General features: G+C 56.1%; 17 protein-coding genes. 14 read left to right on the top strand and 3 right to left on the bottom strand.

What is annotated here, in order from left to right; genetic code table 11:
- Both MYS68_RS16095 and MYS68_RS16090 read left to right on the top strand, forming a co-directional pair.
- Nucleotides 1-2886: an RCC1 domain-containing protein gene (locus MYS68_RS16095; RefSeq protein WP_248926809.1), complete on the top strand. Its 2886-nt coding sequence runs from the start codon at nt 1-3 to the stop codon at nt 2884-2886.
- Between the two features lie 186 nt (nt 2887-3072).
- Nucleotides 3073-3537, top strand: coding sequence for a DUF6220 domain-containing protein (locus MYS68_RS16090; RefSeq protein ID WP_248926808.1), 465 nt, complete (start codon nt 3073-3075; stop codon nt 3535-3537).
- Between the two features lie 5 nt (nt 3538-3542).
- On the opposite strand, the gene MYS68_RS16085 is transcribed toward MYS68_RS16090, so the two are convergent.
- Nucleotides 3543-4679, bottom strand: coding sequence for a S8 family peptidase (locus MYS68_RS16085; RefSeq protein ID WP_248926807.1), 1137 nt, complete (start codon nt 4677-4679; stop codon nt 3543-3545).
- 257 nt (nt 4680-4936) lie between these two features.
- On the opposite strand from MYS68_RS16085, the gene MYS68_RS16080 reads away from it, so the two are divergent.
- Nucleotides 4937-5089: a hypothetical protein gene (locus tag MYS68_RS16080; RefSeq protein ID WP_248926806.1), complete on the top strand. Its 153-nt coding sequence runs from the start codon at nt 4937-4939 to the stop codon at nt 5087-5089.
- A gap of 303 nt (nt 5090-5392) precedes the next feature.
- Here MYS68_RS16080 and MYS68_RS16075 read toward each other — a convergent pair whose 3' ends face one another.
- Complete coding sequence (locus MYS68_RS16075) at nt 5393-5599, bottom strand: DUF1657 domain-containing protein (protein ID WP_248926805.1); 207 nt, start codon at nt 5597-5599, stop codon at nt 5393-5395.
- A gap of 168 nt (nt 5600-5767) precedes the next feature.
- Between MYS68_RS16075 and MYS68_RS16070 the strand changes: the two genes are divergently transcribed.
- The 8 genes from MYS68_RS16070 to MYS68_RS16035 all read left to right on the top strand — a co-directional run bounded on the left by MYS68_RS16070 (nt 5768) and on the right by MYS68_RS16035 (nt 15434).
- Nucleotides 5768-6628, top strand: coding sequence for a DUF421 domain-containing protein (locus MYS68_RS16070; protein WP_338043578.1), 861 nt, complete (start codon nt 5768-5770; stop codon nt 6626-6628).
- A 27-nt stretch (nt 6629-6655) separates the two neighbouring features.
- Nucleotides 6656-7132, top strand: a complete 477-nt coding sequence (gene spoVAC / locus MYS68_RS16065; protein WP_248926804.1) for a stage V sporulation protein AC — start codon at nt 6656-6658, stop codon at nt 7130-7132.
- Between the two features lies 1 nt (nt 7133).
- On the top strand, nt 7134-8144 hold the full coding sequence (gene spoVAD, locus MYS68_RS16060) for a stage V sporulation protein AD (protein WP_248926803.1): 1011 nt from the start codon (nt 7134-7136) through the stop codon (nt 8142-8144).
- A 14-nt stretch (nt 8145-8158) separates the two neighbouring features.
- Complete coding sequence (gene spoVAE, locus MYS68_RS16055) at nt 8159-8509, top strand: stage V sporulation protein AE (protein WP_248930925.1); 351 nt, start codon at nt 8159-8161, stop codon at nt 8507-8509.
- A 1208-nt stretch (nt 8510-9717) separates the two neighbouring features.
- On the top strand, nt 9718-10767 hold the full coding sequence (locus MYS68_RS16050) for an HD-GYP domain-containing protein (RefSeq protein WP_248926802.1): 1050 nt from the start codon (nt 9718-9720) through the stop codon (nt 10765-10767).
- Nucleotides 10768-11006: 239 nt separating this feature from the next.
- On the top strand, nt 11007-11966 hold the full coding sequence (locus MYS68_RS16045) for an AAA family ATPase (RefSeq protein ID WP_248926801.1): 960 nt from the start codon (nt 11007-11009) through the stop codon (nt 11964-11966).
- Between the two features lie 5 nt (nt 11967-11971).
- Complete coding sequence (locus tag MYS68_RS16040) at nt 11972-13213, top strand: DUF58 domain-containing protein (RefSeq protein ID WP_248926800.1); 1242 nt, start codon at nt 11972-11974, stop codon at nt 13211-13213.
- Between the two features lies 1 nt (nt 13214).
- The gene (locus MYS68_RS16035; protein ID WP_248926799.1) at nt 13215-15434 is read left to right on the top strand and encodes a transglutaminase TgpA family protein; all 2220 of its coding nucleotides are present in this window, start codon (nt 13215-13217) and stop codon (nt 15432-15434) included.
- A 615-nt stretch (nt 15435-16049) separates the two neighbouring features.
- Here MYS68_RS16035 and MYS68_RS16030 read toward each other — a convergent pair.
- Nucleotides 16050-16346 carry a helix-turn-helix domain-containing protein gene (locus MYS68_RS16030; protein WP_248926798.1) on the bottom strand — a complete coding sequence of 99 codons (297 nt, stop codon included), beginning with the start codon at nt 16344-16346 and terminating at the stop codon, nt 16050-16052.
- A gap of 318 nt (nt 16347-16664) precedes the next feature.
- Between MYS68_RS16030 and MYS68_RS16025 the strand changes: the two genes are divergently transcribed.
- Genes MYS68_RS16025 through aroE form a run of 3 tightly spaced genes read left to right on the top strand, consistent with a single transcriptional unit; the run spans nt 16665 to nt 19167 of the window.
- Nucleotides 16665-17174, top strand: a complete 510-nt coding sequence (locus MYS68_RS16025; RefSeq protein WP_248930924.1) for a YqeG family HAD IIIA-type phosphatase — start codon at nt 16665-16667, stop codon at nt 17172-17174.
- Entirely contained in the window at nt 17171-18292 is a 1122-nt protein-coding gene (gene yqeH, locus MYS68_RS16020; protein WP_248926797.1) for a ribosome biogenesis GTPase YqeH, read from the top strand. Before MYS68_RS16025 ends, yqeH begins: the two co-directional genes overlap by 4 nt.
- Before the next feature lie 17 nt (nt 18293-18309).
- Entirely contained in the window at nt 18310-19167 is an 858-nt protein-coding gene (gene aroE, locus MYS68_RS16015; protein WP_248926796.1) for a shikimate dehydrogenase, read from the top strand.
- Nucleotides 19168-19170 lie beyond the last annotated feature (3 nt).

The raw sequence follows: 19170 nt of genomic DNA, 5'->3' as shown, positions 1-19170 counted from the left end.
ATGAAACTACAATCATCGATACGATATACAATCATGGCGGCCGTTTTGCTTGTTCAAATGCTCAGCCCGATGGCGTTATTCGGCGGGGCGGCGTTCGCGGAGGATGCCCCGGCCGCCGCTCCCGCTTCGGATGCTGCCGCGGCCGGCGAAGCGGCGCCGAAGCTGCCCGGCACCGTGCAGGTTACCGGCGGTCTCGGTTTTACAGTTGCACTGAAGTCGGACGGAACCGTCTGGACATGGGGAGATAACCAGCGGGGAAAGCTCGGCAACGGCAATGCGCTTATGCTCGGTCGATACACGCCGTCGAAAGTGCAGGGACTTGATGATGTCGTCGCCGTTGCGGCGGGAATGAACCATACTCTTGCTCTGCGCAAGGACGGTACGGTTTGGGCCTGGGGTTATAACACGAACGGCCAGCTCGGAACCGGCGATACGAAAGACAGCGGCACTCCCGTCCAGGTGGAGGGCTTGTACCATATCAAGGCGATTGCCGCGGGCAATGCGCATTCGGTTGCTTTGGATGAATTCGGCATGGTTTATACCTGGGGTGACAACAGCCGCGGCCAGCTCGGAACCGGGGGAACGGAAGGAAGATTTAAACCCGCGGAAGTCCCGGGTCTTGGGACGATCGTTTCGATCGCGTCGGGGGCGTACCACGTGCTGGTCGTTTCCGATAAAAAGCAAATGATCGGCTGGGGAGACAATACTTTCGGCCAAGTCGACTACAACATTACCGGCACGTCTGTGGTCACCCCGACATGGACGACCTTTCTCGGCTACATCGTGAAGGTCGCCGCCGGAGCCGATTTTTCGATCGCTCTGTCGGATACCGGCTATGCATACACGTGGGGCAACAATCTGAATCTGCAGCTCGGCAACGGCAACAGCAGGATCGACAACAGCTTCGGACAAATCGTCGGCGGCAGCGACATTATCGACATTGCCGCCGGAAGCAATCACGGGATGGCTTTGAAAAAAGACGGCTCGATCGTCGTTTTTGGAGCCAATAACCTGGGCCAGCTTGGAATCAGCCCCGATATGCCGACCGCGGTATCGTATATTTTGCGCGAACCGAGTCAAGTGGCCCGGATCGGTACAGGGTATTTCCATTCGATGGCGATAATGGGAGACGGCTCTCTCGTCGTGTGGGGCAGCAACCAGACGGGTCAGCTGGGCGACGGGACGACGGCTAACCGGAAAACTCCGTTTACGCTGCCGCGGTTCAATTTGATCGCAGCGAATTTGGGGATGGCCGATCCGGACGAAATAGCGAAACCGGAGTCCCCGATTGCCGGCAAGACAAGCAGCATCGCCGGCGGCGAGAGCTTCAGTCTGCTGCTGAAAAACGGCAAGCTGTGGGCCTTTGGCGATAACATCTTCGGTCAGCTCGGCAACGGTACGAATACGCTCCAGAACAGCCCGACTCCCGTAAACTCGGCGAGCGGGGCCGTATCCGTGGCTGCCGGAACGGGCCATGCCGCAGCGCTCAAAGCGGACGGCGGCATTTGGACCTGGGGGCTTAACGCCTTCGGCCAGCTTGGCGACGGTACGAACAATAACCGGAAAACGCCCGGCGACGCCGCTGCGATATCCGGAGCCGTGCAAGTATCCGCAGGCAACTCGTTTACGGTAGCGCTCAAGAACGACGGAACCGTCTGGACGTCCGGTGACAATACGTACGGCCAGCTTGGCGACGGCAATCGTACGCCGCGTTCCGGGTTCGAGCAGCTGCATAACTTGCCGAGGGTCGTGCAGGTCGAGGCCGGATACAACCACGTTCTCGCTCTCGCGGAGGACGGTACCGTATGGGCGTGGGGAGACAACGGCAACGGCCAGCTCGGCGACGATACGTTGCTCGGGCATGGCGTCCCCGTTCAGGTATCCCAGCTCAGCGACGTTATAGCGGTGAAAGCGGGAAAATCCTACTCACTGGCGCTCAAAAAAGACGGTACCGTATGGGCCTGGGGTTTTAACGCCTTCGGCCAGCTCGGTGACGGCACAACGACGAACCGGTCTCTTCCGGTAAAGGTGATCGGCATAGAGGGAGCCAAGGCGATTGCCGCCGGAGGCAGCCACAGCGTGGCGCTGCTTGCCGACGGCACGGTACGGGCCTGGGGATTTAACTTCTTCGGCCAGCTTGGCAGCGGTACGAACGTAAATGCCGCCGCGCCGGTGGAGGTAAGCGGGCTTAGGGACGTATCGGAAATTGCCGCCGGCAATAATCATACGCTGGCGATCGGCGCTAACGGCACGGTATGGGCCTGGGGGGCCAATTTTTCCGGCCAGCTCGGCGACGGATCGTTTACGAACCGCAGCGTTCCGGTGCAAATTACCGGATTTGTTCAAACGTTTGCCGATCTTGGCAGCCATTGGGCCTCCGCCAGCATCATGAAAACGGTGGAAAAAGGCTACGTCGACGGTTACGAAGACAATACGTTCCGTCCGGACAACAAAGTGACGCGCGCCGAATTTGCCAAGCTGACGGCGTCGGCGCTGAAAATCAAGACGGAGCCGGCCGCATCGGGTCAGGCTTGGTATATGCCTTATGCGGAGGCTTTGCTTGCGGCAAACATCTACGGGCAAGAAGACGTGCACGCCGATTGGGATGCGCCGATTACGCGTCTTGAAATTGCGCGGATCGCCGTAAGATCGACGATGAAGGAGCTGCAGAAGCCGGATACGGCGCTGGATGACAAATGGGTCATGCTGACCGCCACGCGCAAAGGGCTGCTGCAAGGGCTGGAAGGCGGGGCGCTCGGCCCCGATCAGCCGACCACCCGCGCGCAATCCGTGACGATGATCGAACGTATCCTGACCGTGAGTGGAGGCGGCACGCTGGAGGTCGACCAGCAGGCTGTAAACGCGGCGGAAGCCGCGATGAAGTGACGGATTATATAAAAAACACGGTTTAGCCGGGTTGCCGGCTAAAACCGTGTTTTTTTGTTTTTATACTTTTTTTAGATTTCCTGTAGAGTCCGTTTAGAAACGAACCTTATCATGAATAGGGAAGGCAGGAAGCGCGAAAAACGCATCGAATTCGAATTTGCAGTACGGGAAAAGGAGCGAAAAGTTATGGGAATGAAAAAAGAAGAAAACAAAAAGAACGAAATAACCGGCACAACGGCAAAGGCGGCGGATGCGGACGCGGAGGCCGGAAGGTCCGTACGAATTCAAACCGTCAGGTTCATCTACGGGCTGCTTGCAGCGGTTTACTTGACGTGCGTCGTGCTCCAAGTATTTTTCGCCGGATTAGGGGTTCTTGTGAGTCCCGGCGAATTGCAGCTGCATAGGGTATTCGCGAATTATTTCGAGTTCGGGTCGATCATCATGTTTTTGCTGTCTTTTTTCGGAAAAATTCGCGGTGGGCTGCGATGGTGGACGCTTGCTTTGTTCGCGCTAACCTCGCTCCAGCATATGACGATTCTCACTTTTACCGGATCGCTTCGAGCGGTTCACGCAATAGATGCGCTGCTTTTGTTCGGGATCTCCATGCATCTGCTGAAGCGCTCCCGGCGGTGGCTGATGCTCCGGCCGTAGCGCAGCTACTTTTTGCGGATAACCGCGCTCCGCATTTGGAGAATCCGTTCCCGCACCGCTCTGCTTCGCGTGCGGGAGGATGAGGCCAAAAAGCGCACATTGACGCTTCCGCTGCCCTGGATGTCTGCTGCGCGTCCGAGGCTCGCCGCATGTCTTTGCAGCAGAAGCTTTACCTGGCCCGGGGTGAGCGAGCGGTTTTTTTGCAGCAGCTGTGCGGCGGCGCCGGCCGTGATCGGAGTCGACATGCTGGACCCTGTCAGCGTAAAATACCATCGTCCCCGGCGGGCGGTAGGCAGCACCCGGTCGAGCAAGGAGCCGGGGGCCCGCAGCGATGTGATGTTGACGCCGGGTGCAAGCAGATCCGGCTTCACGCCGCCGCCTCTTGCCGGTCCGCGGCTTGAAAAGAGGGCGACGGTATCGTCCCGCACATTCGAGGTACCCCGGTCATTGCTGGCGCCGACCGTGATCGCTTCCGGCGAAATGCCGGGCGTTTGAATCGTTCCGCCGCCCGGCCCGCTGTTGCCCGCCGCGGCAACGACGACCAGCCCCCGTCTGACCGCCGCGCGGATGGCCCGGCATAACGGATCCCGCGAAGGGGGAGCCGTGGCCGGACTGCCCAGGGACAAAGACAACACGCGAATACCGTAACGCCTGCGATTGGCGACGCACCAGCCGATCCCGCGAATGACCGTGGAAGTGAGGCCGTTTCCGCGGCTATCCAAAACTTTGATGCCGACGAGCGTCGCATCTTTTGCAGGGCCGCGATATTTGCCGTTGGAGCTGTATCCGTTGCCGGCGGCGTCTCCGGCGCAGTGAGTGCCGTGACCGTTATCGTCGTACGGCTTTGTGCGCCCGTTCACGAAGTCGCGGAATGCGGCGATTCTGTTTTTCGGCTTTGTCAAATCCGGATGCGGGTAAATGCCGGTATCGAGCACGGCAATCGTCACGCCCTTCCCGGTCCAGCCCGATTGCGCCGCGGCTGCGCCTCCGACCGTAGGTGTAGCTACATTTAAGGCGGCGCGCATGACGCGGTCTTTGCCGATGTAGCGAACGGCCCGGCAGCGGCACGCTTTGCGGATATGATGCCTCGGCAAACGCAGTGCGACCGCATGAATAAGCGGCAGCTTAGTGACGCTGTGCATATGTTTTGACCCTAGATGGCTCCGCAGCGCTTGCAGCTTTCGGGCGAAAGAACCGGGACGGAAGTGGACGATCACTTTAATCAACGACCGCGACTTTCTTTTGTTTCGGAATCTTTTTGGTTTTGCCGAAACGCTCTTTTTTCTCCTGATCATGGCCAATGTACCTCGCTTTCCATCGTCCCCATATCATATGGGTGAAGATGAGCATAAGGCTGGATATTTGCCCCGATAAAAATAAAAGTAACGCACATAGGCGGATGACCGGTTCACCCGATGGGCAAACGCATATGGTGGAAGGGAAAGGAGATTATGGAACGAGGGGACAACAGTTTATGAGCATTCCGATGCGAGCCATTATCATTTTGGTGTTGTTTGTGCTGCTGATTATATTGCTGGCCATGCTGGGGTAAAATGAGGAGGAAATCCATCGCTGTCTTCGGACAACGATGGTTTTTTTTATGAAGACATTTCATGACAGTTCAAGAAACATCGGATAAAATAGGTTAAACTTTTAATTCATGCTTTTTTATAAGGTCAGAAAGATTAAGTTTTCAGCGGAGTTGAGGCTTTCTGATCTTTCAAGACAACTTCCGCCATTACGGCTCGGCATCCGACAACCCAAAAACAGCCGCCCGGCAAGGACGGCTGCTTCATCATGGAGGGACTTTGTCTCTCAGAATATGCGCAGAGCTTTCATAAATGAGGAAATGTCATTAAAAACCTTTATATTGAGGTTCTTCGTTTTCGAGCTCGGTTACTCGGGCGCTGAGCTGATCGACAACCTGTTGGGTCGTTTTGGCCGCTTGCTCAAACAATTGTTTAGCCCCTTGGTTTTGCGTTCCTAACGCAAAGGTTTCCAAGCTTGCTTGGGCGCTTTTCAAAGAAGCAAGAGTCGTTTTTACTTGCGATGCTACCGTCATTGGTCGTCCCTCCTTTCTCCGCATCGGATAATTCGAAGCACCTTACATATTGTCCCCTCCAAATTGTTCAATAAACTTACAATAATTTACATATTGCTCTTTGATAGGACAGCCCTTTTTAACGAATAATGTATTTGACAACAAGATGACTGAACAGGAGAAGATTGCGTGTTAAACTGGGGCGAAATTGTTTTAAGATCGTTAGGCGCTGTCGTGATGCTGTTTCTGCTCACCCGCATTTTGGGTAAAAAACAAATTTCCCAGCTGACGTTTTTCGAATATATTACCGGAATTACGCTCGGGGAATTGGCGGGTTTCATTTCGACGGATATGGAAGCCCACTACATGAACGGTGTCATCGCACTGCTCGTATGGTTTACGTTTCCGTTACTTATGGAGCTGCTTACGCTGAAGAGCAAAAAGCTGAGGGATCTGTTCGAAGGCAAAAGCACGGTGGTCATCAAGGAAGGCAAAATTCTTGAGAACAATTTGAAAAAAGAACGTTACACCTCCGACGATCTGCTTGAGCAGCTGCGCACGAAAAACGTGTTCAACGTGGCCGACGTCGAATTTGCACTGCTGGAAGCAAGCGGCGACCTCAGCGTGCTCTTGAAAAAAGACCGCCAGCCGGTCACTCCCGCCGACTTGGGCCTTAAACTGGACCCGGGAAAGGAATCGCAGGCGGTGATTATGGACGGCAAAATATTGGACGAGCCGCTTTCCGTGCTGGGCCTTAGCCGGGAATGGCTGCAGACCGAATTGGAGAAAATAGGCGTAATACGGGAAAACGTGTTTTTGGGCCAGGTTAATTCGTTTGGTGAGCTGACGGTCGATCTGTATGACGATAAAATCAAGCTTCCTCAGCCGCAGCAGCGCAAACTGCTGCTGGCCACTTTGAAGAAGTGCGAAGCGGATCTCGCCTTATTCGGTTTGTCGAGCAAGGACAAGGAGGCCCAAAAGATGTACGAGCAAAGCTCGAAGCAGCTGGAAGAGGTCATCGGCAAGCTTTCGGCGATTTTGAAGCAGTAGCTGACAATATGACGGAGGGATGCATTCATGGCGACAAAAGCGAAGCAGAAGATGACTTGGACCCAGAAGGAATATCAGGAATTTGCCAAGAAAAAAGAACCGGCGCGTCCGGTGCTGCGCAACTGCATCCTTGCTTTTTTGGTCGGCGGCTTCATCTGCTTGATCGGCCAGGCATTGATGCAGATGTTCATTCATTGGTTTCACTTTCCGGCGGAAAAGGCGGGGAATCCGACCGTAGCCGTGCTGATTTTCTTGTCGGTCGTCCTTACGTGCTTCGGCGTCTACGATAAAATAGCGCAGTGGGCCGGGGCCGGATCGGCCGTCCCGGTCACAGGTTTCGCCAACTCCCTGTGTTCGGCCGCGCTTGAACATCGAAGCGAAGGATTGGTGCTTGGAGTCGGCGGAAACATGTTCAAGCTGGCCGGGTCGGTTATCGTATTCGGTACGGTGGCGGCGTTTATCATCGGCGTCATTTATGCTTTGTTCGGATGGGGGGCGCACTGATATGCTGCAAGGGCACCAAAGCTGGGTGTTCGAAAACAAGCCGGCGATTTTGTCGACCGCCGCGATCGTCGGACCGGACGAAGGCGCAGGTCCGCTGGCCCGTGATTTCGACATCGTCCATGGGGATTTGACCTTGGCTCAGGACAGCTGGGAAAAAGCGGAGAAAAAGCTGCTGGAGGAAGCGGCCGAGCATGCGCTCAAGAAAGCGGGGCTGACTCAGGATCAGATTCAGTTTTATATCGGCGGAGACCTAATGAACCAAATTATCAGCAACAGCTTTGCGGCGCGAACGTTTGCCGTTCCGTATATCGGCATATTCGGCGCCTGCTCCACTTCGATGGAGGGGCTCGCGCTCGCCGCGCTGATCGTGAATTCGGGTTCCGCGCAGCGGGTGATGACCGGCACGTGCAGCCATAACTGCACGGCGGAGAAGCAGTTTCGTTACCCGACCGAGTACGGCTCGCAAAAACCGCCTACGGCTCAATACACCGTCACCGGTGCCGGAGCGGCCATTGTTGTGCCGCAAGGAGACGGTCCGGTGATCACCGGCGCAACGATCGGCAAAATCGTCGATATGGGCATCAAGGATCCGTTCAATATGGGGGCGGCTATGGCTCCGGCGGCGGTCGATACGATCACGGCGCACTTTCGGGATTTCGACCGCGAGCCGGGGTATTACGATCTGATCGTGACGGGCGACTTGGCCAAGGTCGGCTCCGATATCGCCCGCGATTTGCTCAAAAAGAACCAGATTCCGATCGAGCAGACGCAGTACAACGATTGCGGATTAATGATCTATGACCGCCAAAAGCAGATGGTTCAGGCAGGAGGCAGCGGCTGCGGCTGTTCCGCGGCCGTCACGTACGGACATATCATGAAGCGGCTGAAGCAGGGCGATCTGAAGCGGGTGCTTGTCGTCGCGACGGGGTCGCTGCATTCGCCGCTTTCTTTCCAGCAGGGCGAGAGCATACCGTGTATCGCGCATGCGGTCGCCATCGAGAGCGGGAGGTGATACGGATGGACTACATGCAGTTTGTTTGGGCTTTTGTCGTCGGCGGCGCCATTTGCGTCATCGGCCAACTGATGATGGACGTCGGAAAAATGACACCGGCGCACACGATGAGCGCTCTTGTCGTCGCTGGCGCCATCGTGGACGGGCTAGGCTTGTACGACCCGTTTATCCGGTTTGCCGGCGCCGGCGCAACCGTGCCGATCACCAGCTTCGGCAACTCGCTTGTGCACGGCGCGCTGGCGGAGCTGAAAACGGACGGATGGATCGGCATCATCACCGGCATATTCGAAGTGACGAGCGCCGGCATTTCCGCGGCGATCATCTTCTCTTTCCTCGCCGCGCTTGTCGCAAGGCCGAGAGGGTAATTTTCGAAGCCAGTCCGATTGATGGGCTGGTTTTTTTGTTTTGTGCGCACCCGATCGCGGGGGCGCATGCGGGCGGTGGGGGAGCGCGGAGGACGGGGGAGAGGCGGAAAAACCGTCTCTCGATCGGATCGGTACGCCCCACCGGGGCCCGATAGCGGGAAAACGCGCTCTCAGGCACGTAAGCGGGCGATGGAGAATGCGTATACGGGCGCCAGGCGGGTACGGGATCGGGCTGAGAGCCGGAAAAACCGACTCTCGATCGGATCGGCGCGCCCCGTCGGTGTCCGATAGCGGGAAAACGCGCTCTCGGGCACGTAAGCGGGTGATGGAGGGCACGGAACCGGGACGAGAGCCGGAAAAACCGTCTCTCGATCGGATCGGTGCACCTTGCCGAGGTCCGATAGCGGGAAAAAGCGCTCTCGGGCATGTATGTGGGCGGCGGGGAGCGCGGAGGGCGGGTGAGAGCCGGAAAAACCGTCTCTGGGCCGGATTGGCGCGCCCCGCCGAGGTCCGATAGCGGGAAAAAGCGCTCTCGGGCTCGTAAGCGGGCGCCAGAGGCGTACGGAGCCGCGCCCGAGAGCCGGAAAAAACCGTCTCTCGACCGGAGCGACGCGCCCCGCCGGTGTCCGATAGCGGGAAAAAGCGCTCTCGGGCACGCATGCGAGCGGCGCGGAGCGAGGAGGACGGGTGAGAGGCGGAAAAACCGTCTCTCGATCGATTCATCACGCCCCGTTAGTGTCTGAGAGCGGGAAAATGCGGCTCTCGGGCACGCGTGCGGGCGTCAGTGGGCACGGGGCCGGGCCGAGAGGCGGAAAAACCGCCTCTCGACCGGATCGGCACGCCCCACCGGTGTCCGATAGCGGGAAAACGCGCTCTCAGGCACGTAAGCGGGCGATGGAGGATGCGCATGCGGGCGCCAGGCGGGTACGGGGCCGTGCCGAGAGGCGGAAAAACCGTCTCTCGACCGGATCGGCGCGCCCCACCGGTGTCCGATAGCGGGGAAAACGTGCTCTCGGGCATGTATGTGGGCGGCGGGGAGCGCGGAGGGTGGATGAGAGGCGGAAAAACCGTCTCTCGACCGGATCGGCGCGCCCCGCCGGGGACCAGGAGCGAAAACCCGCGCTCTTGGCCCGTTTTCGCTGTACTGTCTACTCTTTTTAGTATATAATGGTAAGTAACTTCAAAAACAAAAGGCGGTGAGGAGAGAGATGAATATCGATACATGCGAGCATTGCGAGCGGGAGCGGCACGAGCATGGCCGACTTTTTTGCAAGGAATGCATGGACAGGAAATTTGCGATGTACTGTCCCGTAGGAGGGCGCGAAAACGGGAAAAAGGGGATGTGGCTCGGCTTTTTCGCATCGCTCGCGGTCGCGGTTACTTGCAACATCGTATTTCCTTCGGCACTTATGCCGGTTTTATATATCGTCCCGGTCATTCTGCTCGCCTCCTTGGTGAATCATATCGTTCCGCTGCTTATGTTCGGGGCAGCCACGGCCGGACTTTCGGTTTATTTAACCGAAGGCGGCATCGAGTCGGCCATCCCGGTTGCCGGGATCTCCGCAGCAATCGTCCTGCTCCGGCGGGTGATCCAAATATCCCGCAGAAGCAACAGGCAGAAGCTGGAGAACGAGCAGCTGTTCATGAGCACGATTCTCGCTTTTTCCAAAAGCATCGACGCACGCGATCCGTACACGGCTTTTCATTCGAAAAACGTCGCGAACTACGCCCGCAAAATCGCGCAGGAAATGGGCCTCGGCGAGGCGGAAACCGAGGCGGTTTACCTCGCCGGGATGATTCACGATATCGGCAAAATCGGCACACCGGAGCATATTTTACATAAAGAATCCCGTCTGACCGACGAGGAATATGAAGTAATGAAAACGCACGCCGAAGAAGGCTACCGGATCATCAAGGATATCGAGCGCCTGCAAAATATGGGCGTCACCGAGATGGTCAGGCACCATCACGAGCGGTATGACGGCAAAGGTTACCCGATGGGGCTTAAAGGCGCGGACATCCCGCTTGGAGCGAGAATACTGGCGGCAAGCGACGCCTATGACGCAATGACGACCAACCGTTCGTACCGGCAAAAGCTGTCGGCGGAAACCGCTGCGGATGAGCTCGAGCGTCACAGCGGCACGCAGTTCGATCCCGAGGTGGCGCGCGCCTTCCTGGCCGTACTTCGCCGGGAAGAGCGGATTCCGGCCGCAGCTTCGGCAGTGGTGCTGCAAACGCCGCTCCGGCAGCCGTCCTGATACTCGAAAATCGGTCCCAAGAGCATCTCTTGGGGCCTTTTTGCCAGGAAAACCGGGAAAACATGGCGTAAATGTGTACAATTACAAACATTTTTAGAGAATTTACAGCTATACGGCGTTTTTTCCATCTTGTAATATAGAAAGAAGAACCTTTTTGGGCATCTATGCGTTTACATATATGCAGCCAGGTGACAAGCCGGCGTGGCCGGCGCAAAACATGCACAGGAGGACGGGAGAACATGGAGATTTCGACAAGAGACGACCTACAGGCTTTGAAACTGATTCAAGCTAATCTGGAATCATGCATATTAGGCAAGCAGGATGAAATCATGCTGCTCTTGACCACCCTGCTGGCAGGAGGACATGTGCTGCTTGAAGATGTTCCGGGGACCGGTAAAACCGTAATGATTAAAGCGCTTGCAAAATCCGTCCGCGGCCAGTTCCGCCGCATTCAATGCAATCCCGATCTTCTCCCCACCGACATTACCGGCGTCTCCATTTATCACCCGAAAGACGAAGTGTTCATGTTCCGGCCGGGGCCGGTGATGACGCATATTTTGCTGGCGGACGAAATCAACCGGGCCACGACGAAGACGCAGTCCGCTCTGCTTGAGGCGATGGAGGAGCGGCATATTACGGTGGACGGCGAATGTCACGATTTGCCGAAGCCGTTTCTGCTGCTCGCTACGCAAAACCCGATCGATTTCGAAGGGACTTACGTGCTGCCGGAAGCGCAGCTGGACCGGTTTATGATGAAATTCAGTCTGGGATATCCGGACGAACATATCGAGAAGCAGATGATCACGTCGCAAAGCGTCGTGCACCCGCTCGAAACGATACAGCCGGTAGCGGAGGTCGAGCAAATATTGCGGCTGCAGCAAAAGGTGAAGGAAGTGCATCTGGACGATGCGGTGGCGACTTACCTCGTATCGATCGTGCGCCAGACGCGGCAGCATCCGGCTATTTTCCTTGGCGCGAGCCCGCGTGCGACGCTGTCGCTCGTCTCAGCCTCCAAAGCGTATGCGCTGCTGCAAAACAGAGATTACGTCATTCCCGACGATATCAAGTTTTTGGCGCCTTATGTGCTTGGCCACCGCATTATATTGCATTCCGAGGCCCGCATGGACGGGGCGTCCGTAGGATCCGTACTGCAGTCCATCTTCGAGCAAGTGAGAGTTCCCGTTCGATTGGAGAAGTGATCGCGATGAGGGAATTTGCTTTGCGCAAGCTGGTTCAGCCGCACCGGCTGACGCTCAAAATTTGGGCGGTCGGCGGCAGCTTTATCGGAAGCCTCTGCTTTTTGCTCTTTCAGGGCGGAAAGCTGGCGCTCATGTTGTTTGTGGTCGTATCGATCCTTAGCGTTTATTTGCTGCTGGGCAAATGGAGCGGCATCAAGAAAACGACCGGCACCCGGCAAATCATGAACTTCGATCATGAAGCGACGATCGAGGCGGGTACGTCCGTTTCGGTGCAGATGCAGCTGCATATTCCCGGAGTTTGGCCGATTCCTTACGTGTTTGTCAAGGAGCGTTTGTTCCACCGGAACGGCCAGGAGTTTCCGTTCGAATTTACGCTTATTCCCGACTGGAAGAGGCGCGGCTCCTTCGAATACAAAACGCCGCCGCTGCGCCGCGGGTTTTACACGTTCGGCACGACCGAGTGCGTTACCGAGGATATTTTCGGCCTGTTCGAGCATACCGGTTATTTGCAGGTGCCGCACAGCTTGTCCGTGCTGCCGCAGACGGTGCCGATCCGGGAATGGCACCAATTCCATCAAATGATGAAGGGGACGAACCACCATTCGTCCACGACGCGTGCGGTGCGCGAAACGACGCAAATCAACGGCGTGCGCGAATATATTTACGGCGACCGGATCTCCCGCATTCACTGGAATGCGACGGCGAAAACAGGGACGTGGAAGTCGAAGGAGTTCGAGCGCGAATCGCTTCCGAAAACATATGTCGTATTGGACCGTCACGGCAAATCTTATGCCGGCGAAGATCATTTCGAGCTTGCCGTATCTGTCGCCGCATCGTTATTCCAGTACGGGGCCAGCCGCAGCTTCGCGCTCGGCCTCATTTCGGTCGGCGCGGCAACAGCCTATTACGAGCCGAAGCCGGGTCAGCTGCAGCAGAAGGAAGTGATGCAGCATTTGATCGGCGTGGAAGCGGACGGCACGCACCCGCTGCGCCGGGTGCTCAAGGAGCACGTGCAAAGCCTGGTACCGGGCAGCTTTATCGCCGTCATCAGCCCCGTGGAAGGGGAAGCCGCTTTGCAGCTGATGAGCTGGCTCAAGCAGCTGCAGCTCAATCCGTGCCACATCATGGTGACGGGGAAGCCGGAGCGGAAAGAGCTGTGGCTGAAAACATTGAGAGCGAACGGCTTTATGGGCTATGCCATCGGCTCGCTCGCCGAACTGCCGGTCGTGTTGGGAGGTCGCGGATAAAATGGGCGCTTCCGAAAAATCATGGGCAAGAATGCTGCTGGGCGATTGGCAGCGGCGGCTTTCCATCCTGCTCATCGGAATCTATTTGCTTCAGTTTGTGGAATGGATTGCGAAGGAAAAGCATGTTTGGCTGCCGGAAACGATCACCATTGTGAAGCTGACGCTGCTTCTCACCTTTGTAATCGAAATCATTCCCCGGATTCATTGGGTCATCAGAAGCTTGCTTCAATTGATTGCAATAATAGCGGCGAATCATTACGTGCTGACGGGAATCGGCCATATCCCGAAGGTCGGGCTCCCGACCTATTTGTCCGGCAGGTTCATGGAAAACATCGTCATGCTGATTCCATACCTGTGGTTCGCACTCGGGGCATGGGTCGTATACCTCGCCGCCATTTGGTGGGTCGAAGCGAAATGGCGCATATATGCGATGATCGTCATCAGTATTTTGGCTCTTTGCATCCGGGATTCGTTCTCCTCGATTTTTCTATGGCCGCAGGTCGCGGTTATGTTATTTTGCGGGTTATTTTTGCTCATTATCAGTCATTTCCAGCAGCTTAAAAAGAAAGATCCGTCGGCATACGGCTATTTGACGGAATACCCGGCATCCATTGCGACGCCGGTGGTGCTGCTCGTCAGCCTTACGATCATCGTTGGGGCGCTGATGCCGGAAATCGGTCCGCTGATGACCGATCCGTATACCGCGTGGCGCAATCTGCGCGGCCAGCCGGCGAGCTTTACGACGGGCAAAGGCATCGAGGTTGCGGTATCCCCGGCGGACACGTCGTCGGGCTACTCGCGAAGCGATCAAGCGCTCGGGGGCAGCTTCAATTTCGATTACACGCCCGTCATGACGGTCGATACGACGCACCGCAGCTACTGGCGCGGAGAAACGCGATCCTTTTATAACGGAAAAGGATGGGAAATGAGCGAAGCCGAGCGCCGTGCGGCGCTGACGGGAGTCCGTACCGGCCAGACGCTCGCCCCCGATCCGAAGATGGCCGGCAGCCAGCTTAAAACGGTCGAAGTCAAGCAGACGGTGACGATGATGGACGAACAGACGTATCCGGTTCTGTTCGGTTCGCTTTTTATGCAGAAGGTCGAATCGGTGGATACTTCGGGCGGCGGGATGGAACGTTTCTTGTGGTCGCCGCAGCATGACGAGCTGCGCTTCAACGAACAGTCTAGGCAGCCGTACCCAAAAACGTATACGATCGTGTCGCAAATGCCGATCATCGACGAGGAGGGGCTCCGCAAAGCGCCTGCGGAGCTGCCGAACCGAAACGAATTTGCCGATTATTTGCAGCTTCCGGACCGTCTTCCCGAACGGGTGCGCACGCTGGCGGCGGATTTGACCAAAGATGCGACCAATCCTTTTGACAAGGCGAGAATCATCGAGGAATATTTGAGACTCACGTTCCCTTATACGAACAAGCCGGACGTGAGCAAGGGGCGGAGCCGCGATTTCGTGGACCGGTTCCTTTTTGAAATCAAGGAAGGCTACTGCGATTATTATTCGACTTCGATGGCGATCATGCTGCGGACGCTCGGAATCCCGACCCGCTGGGTAAAAGGCTACGCCTCGGGAGTTTTGCCGACGGACGAAACCGAGCTGCTCGGCCTCGATCCGAGTATGGTCGATCCCGATGCCGGGGGCATTTACACCGTGCGCAACGCCGATGCGCATTCCTGGGTGGAAGCGTATTTCGCCGGCTGGGGCTGGATTCCGTTCGAGCCGACATCGGGCTTCGTGCTGCCGAGGGCCGTTCAGGCTCCGGAACTTCCCGTCGATTTGTCGACGATTCCGACGGTAACGGAGCCGGAGCCGGAAAGCGCGCTGCCTGCATCGGAGCATATTACGTCTTATGGCGGAATTATCGCCGCTTTGCTTATCCTTGTATATGCAGCTTACCGGTTCGAGTGGCTATCCGTGCTGCAGGAGCGGCTCAAGCAAAGACGGGCGCATCTCTTTAAGCAAAAAGTCATCGTCGAATGCGAGAAGCTGCTGCGCATTTTCCGCCGCAAAGGGTACACCCGCCATGAGCACGAAACGGTGCGCGAAGCGGTGCAGCGCTGGTCCAAGCAGAGCAAGTGGATGAAGGCCGATCTCGAGCAAATTTTGAACGCGTTCGAAAAGGCGAAGTACAGCAAGGCGGAAGTGACCGAGCAGGATTGGCAAAACACGGTACAGTCGGTGCAGAAGCTCCGATCGCAGCTGTAGGCGCGCGATCAAAAAAGCGATGCTACGAGCCATTCGGCGTAGAAATCCGTTCACAAAGGCGACCGCTGGCGCTTCTTCAGCAAGATTCCTCCACCCCGCTCGTTTCACCGACTTTTTCATGCAACACTTCGTTCTCTTTTGAGAGCTGCAGCATAGCTTTGCCGCAACGGATTGTTTTAATAAACTCGCGGCAATTATTTGCTTTAAAGTTTGTCGGAAAGTGCTCTTACAAAAAAAGTCCCGCTAAGGGACTTTTTTGTATTTAACGTTTGGGGATCGATGATTTGTTTGAATATACGCGCCTTACAACTTCCGACAAGGGGGGCGGGGGGAGCTCCCCGCCGGCGAGAAAAAGGAGCTTGAGGCTATTCGGTACGTCGCATTTGAAATCGATTTGCGAAGGGACCTGCGTACAAATAACGCATATCGCCCCTATAGCGACGAGCCTGCTACGCTTGAGAAGATGCATCGGTTTTGAGCGGCCGAAGTCCTGTGCAAAGCGGCCTGCATCACGAATTCTACTTGTCCGTCCCGCGCAAAGTTGATCCTTCCGGGATGAAGACGACTTTGCGCCTCCCATGGCAGGAGAAAATGGGACCTTACTCCGATAAACGGCTAAGATCCCCTTATAAAATGCAGTACGACCGGGAAAAGCTGGCGGATCGAGCCTATTTCAAGCTTGCCCATGATATTTGCCAAATGGTTCTTGACCGTTTTTTCACTGATGCGGCACGTATTTGCAATTTCCTTGTTTGACAAGCCGTACATAAGGATAAGGGATATGATCTCGAGTTCCCTGGGAGTAAAGTTAAAACGGGAGGCGAAACCTTGCAAATTCAATACGCAATTCTCAGACTGTATGAAAGTCTCATGTTCTGCAGTAATCGTCTTCATAATTGCCGGTTTTTCCACCCATTTCCCTTCATATATAGATTTCTTCAATACGGATAGTGCGCTCGATACTTAAGTCCAAAAAATGTGCTTGCCGAGAAGCGATCCCATAGAAGGACCCATCCTGACATTGTCCGATTCGTTGTATATATACCAAATATGCTGTAAATTTCAATCATTTTTCGACAAATTTAATTTATTTAAAGATTTTTTTAACTTTCTGTCCATCAGTTATGAGGCGCTTACGGACCCGGCTGTGTCGCGCACTTTTTTAACCGAAACAATTATGGTATAGTGTGTCGTATATAATCAAGGAAAAATTTAGAGGTGACGAAGCGGTTGTTAAGCAAGCTCATACCGAGACATCAAGTCAATACGATTTACGACATCGATTTGCAGCAGCTTCAAAACGAGGGGATTCGCGGCATCATCACCGACCTGGACAATACGCTGGTCGGCGCCAAAGCCCCGTATGCGACGCCGGAGCTGCAGGCATGGCTGCAGAAGCTGCGGAAGTCCGGATTCCAGGTCGTCATTGTGTCCAATAACAATAAGATGCGGGTGACCAAATTTGCCCAGCCCTTGCTCATTCCGTTCATTTACCGGGCGAAAAAGCCGACAACGTCCGCATTCCGAAAGGCGCTGACCTTAATGAACCTGAAGGCGGAGCATACCGCTGTCATTGGGGACCAGATGCTGACGGATGTGCTCGGAGGCAATCGGATGGGATTGTACACCATTCTCGTTCAGCCGATTTCCCCGGCGGACGAAGGGTTTTTCACGAAAATGGTGAACCGCCGCCTGGAGAGGGCTGCATTATCTTTTATGAAAAGGCAGGATTTATCATGACGGAAACGAACACACACCCGTCGCAATGCGCCGGCTGCGGCGTCAAGCTGCAAACGGAGAGGTCGGACAAGGTCGGTTATGTACCGGCCGCGGCTCTTGAGCGGGATCCGGTCATTTGCCAGCGCTGCTTCCGCATTAAAAACTATAACGAGGCGTCTACGCTCACGGTCGATCAAAATGAATTTTTGCGGCTGCTGAATCAGGTCGGCAACACGAAATCGCTTGTCGTGCATATCGTCGACATTTTCGATTTCGAAGGCAGCCTGATCAGCGGCTTACAGAGGTTTATCGGGGGCAATCCGGTAGTGCTGGTCGTGAACAAAATCGATTTGCTGCCGAAGCTCGTGAACCATAATAAGATCGTCAATTGGGTTCAGCGGCAGGCCAAGGAGCAAGGGCTGAAGGTCGTGGAGGTCGTGCTTTGCTCGGCGAAGCAAAACGTCGGCTTCGACCGGGTGCTTGCGGCGCTGGATCAACATCGGAACGGCCGCGACATCTATGTCGTAGGTTCGACCAACGTCGGCAAATCGACGCTGATCAACCGCTTGATCCGCGATTACAGCGATCTGGATAACGAGCTGACGGTTTCGCAATATCCGGGGACGACGCTCGATGCGGTCCGCATCCCGATTGACGACGGCTCCTCGATCATCGATACGCCGGGCATCGTATACGAGCATCGGCTGACGGAGCTCGTGACGAAAAAGGATTTGCAAAAGCTGATGCCGACGAGGGAGATCAAACCGATCGTGTTTCAGCTCAACGAGCGGCAGTCGATATTTTTCGGAGCGCTCGCGCGGTTTGATTTTGTCCAAGGGGAGCGGCAGTCGTTTACGTTTTATGCGTCGAATGCGCTGGATCTGCACCGGACGAAGCTGGAGAAGGCCGATCAGCTTTACGAGGAGCACAAGGGGGAGCTGCTTGCGCCGCCGTCGAAGGAAGACTTGGACAAGCTGCCGAAGTGGACCAAACATGCGATCCGCATTCCCCGCGGCGGGCAGAAGGACGTATATATTTCCGGACTCGGCTGGGTAAAAGCGAACGCCGAAGTCGGCGCGGAAATCGTCGTGCATGCTCCCAAAGGGGTCAAAGTGATCATGCGCGAATCGTTGATTTAATGGGGGAGAACTTAATCATGAGCGAATGGAAACTGGACAGCCACACGATCATGTACGGCGTATTCGGGGATCCGGTCCGGCACTCGAAGTCGCCGATCATGCTGAACCGCGCGTTCCGCGAGGCCGGTCTGAACGCCGCTTACGCCGCTTTTCATATTTTGCCCGGGACGCTGAAGGATGCCGTGAGCGGCATACGCGCGCTCGGGTTTCGCGGCGTCAATGTCACGATTCCGCATAAGGTCGAGCTGATGTCTTACTTGGACGAGATCGACGAAGGAGCACGGGAAATCGGCGCGGTGAACACGGTCGTGAACGACGGAGGCCGGCTGATCGGCTACAACACGGACGGCATCGGATATGTCCGCTCCTTGAAAGAAGAGACGGGCATCGACCTGCGCGGCAAACGCGTGCTCATGCTCGGTGCCGGCGGCGCGGCAAGGGGTGTCGGGTATGCGCTGGCCAAAGACGGCGCGGCGCGCATCTGGATCGCCAACCGTACCCGCGAGAAGGCGGTGGAGCTCGCCGATTATTTGGCTCGTCACACGGAAGCCCGAGGGATCGGCATGGACGAAGTCGCGGGCATCGTAGGCGAAGTCGATTTGATCGTGAACAACACGTCCGTCGGCATGCATCCGAATGTGAACGAGGTGCCGATGGATACGTCTCTGCTCGGGGAACGGCATGTGGTCAGCGATCTCGTGTACAATCCGCTGATCACGAAGTTTTTGAACGATGCGAAAGCAAGAGGCGCCGTGATTCACGGCGGGCTCGGCATGTTTATTTACCAGGGCGCTTACGCCTTCGAATATTGGACCGGTCTGCCGGCGCCGATCGCGGCGATGCGCGATGTGGTCGAGCAATCTTTTAAGGAATAGAGG

Source organism: Paenibacillus hamazuiensis, assembly GCF_023276405.1.
Taxonomy (GTDB): Bacteria; Bacillota; Bacilli; order Paenibacillales; family NBRC-103111; genus Paenibacillus_AF; species Paenibacillus_AF hamazuiensis.
The sequence above is the reverse complement of the archived record's forward strand: the minus strand, read 5'-3'. Positions and strand labels throughout refer to the sequence as shown.

Excerpts from the sequence above, each read along its gene's own strand:
- MYS68_RS16095 (WP_248926809.1), top strand. The coding sequence starts at position 1 with ATGAAACTACAATCATCGATACGATATACAATCATGGCGGCCGTTTTG.
- MYS68_RS16090 (WP_248926808.1), top strand. The coding sequence starts at position 3,073 with ATGGGAATGAAAAAAGAAGAAAACAAAAAGAACGAAATAACCGGCACA.
- MYS68_RS16085 (WP_248926807.1), bottom strand. The coding sequence starts at position 4,679 with ATGCACAGCGTCACTAAGCTGCCGCTTATTCATGCGGTCGCACTGCGT.
- MYS68_RS16080 (WP_248926806.1), top strand. The coding sequence starts at position 4,937 with ATGACCGGTTCACCCGATGGGCAAACGCATATGGTGGAAGGGAAAGGA.
- MYS68_RS16075 (WP_248926805.1), bottom strand. The coding sequence starts at position 5,599 with ATGACGGTAGCATCGCAAGTAAAAACGACTCTTGCTTCTTTGAAAAGC.
- spoVAC (WP_248926804.1), top strand. The coding sequence starts at position 6,656 with ATGGCGACAAAAGCGAAGCAGAAGATGACTTGGACCCAGAAGGAATAT.
- spoVAD (WP_248926803.1), top strand. The coding sequence starts at position 7,134 with ATGCTGCAAGGGCACCAAAGCTGGGTGTTCGAAAACAAGCCGGCGATT.
- spoVAE (WP_248930925.1), top strand. The coding sequence starts at position 8,159 with ATGCAGTTTGTTTGGGCTTTTGTCGTCGGCGGCGCCATTTGCGTCATC.
- MYS68_RS16050 (WP_248926802.1), top strand. The coding sequence starts at position 9,718 with ATGAATATCGATACATGCGAGCATTGCGAGCGGGAGCGGCACGAGCAT.
- MYS68_RS16045 (WP_248926801.1), top strand. The coding sequence starts at position 11,007 with ATGGAGATTTCGACAAGAGACGACCTACAGGCTTTGAAACTGATTCAA.
- MYS68_RS16040 (WP_248926800.1), top strand. The coding sequence starts at position 11,972 with ATGAGGGAATTTGCTTTGCGCAAGCTGGTTCAGCCGCACCGGCTGACG.
- MYS68_RS16035 (WP_248926799.1), top strand. The coding sequence starts at position 13,215 with ATGGGCGCTTCCGAAAAATCATGGGCAAGAATGCTGCTGGGCGATTGG.
- yqeH (WP_248926797.1), top strand. The coding sequence starts at position 17,171 with ATGACGGAAACGAACACACACCCGTCGCAATGCGCCGGCTGCGGCGTC.
- aroE (WP_248926796.1), top strand. The coding sequence starts at position 18,310 with ATGAGCGAATGGAAACTGGACAGCCACACGATCATGTACGGCGTATTC.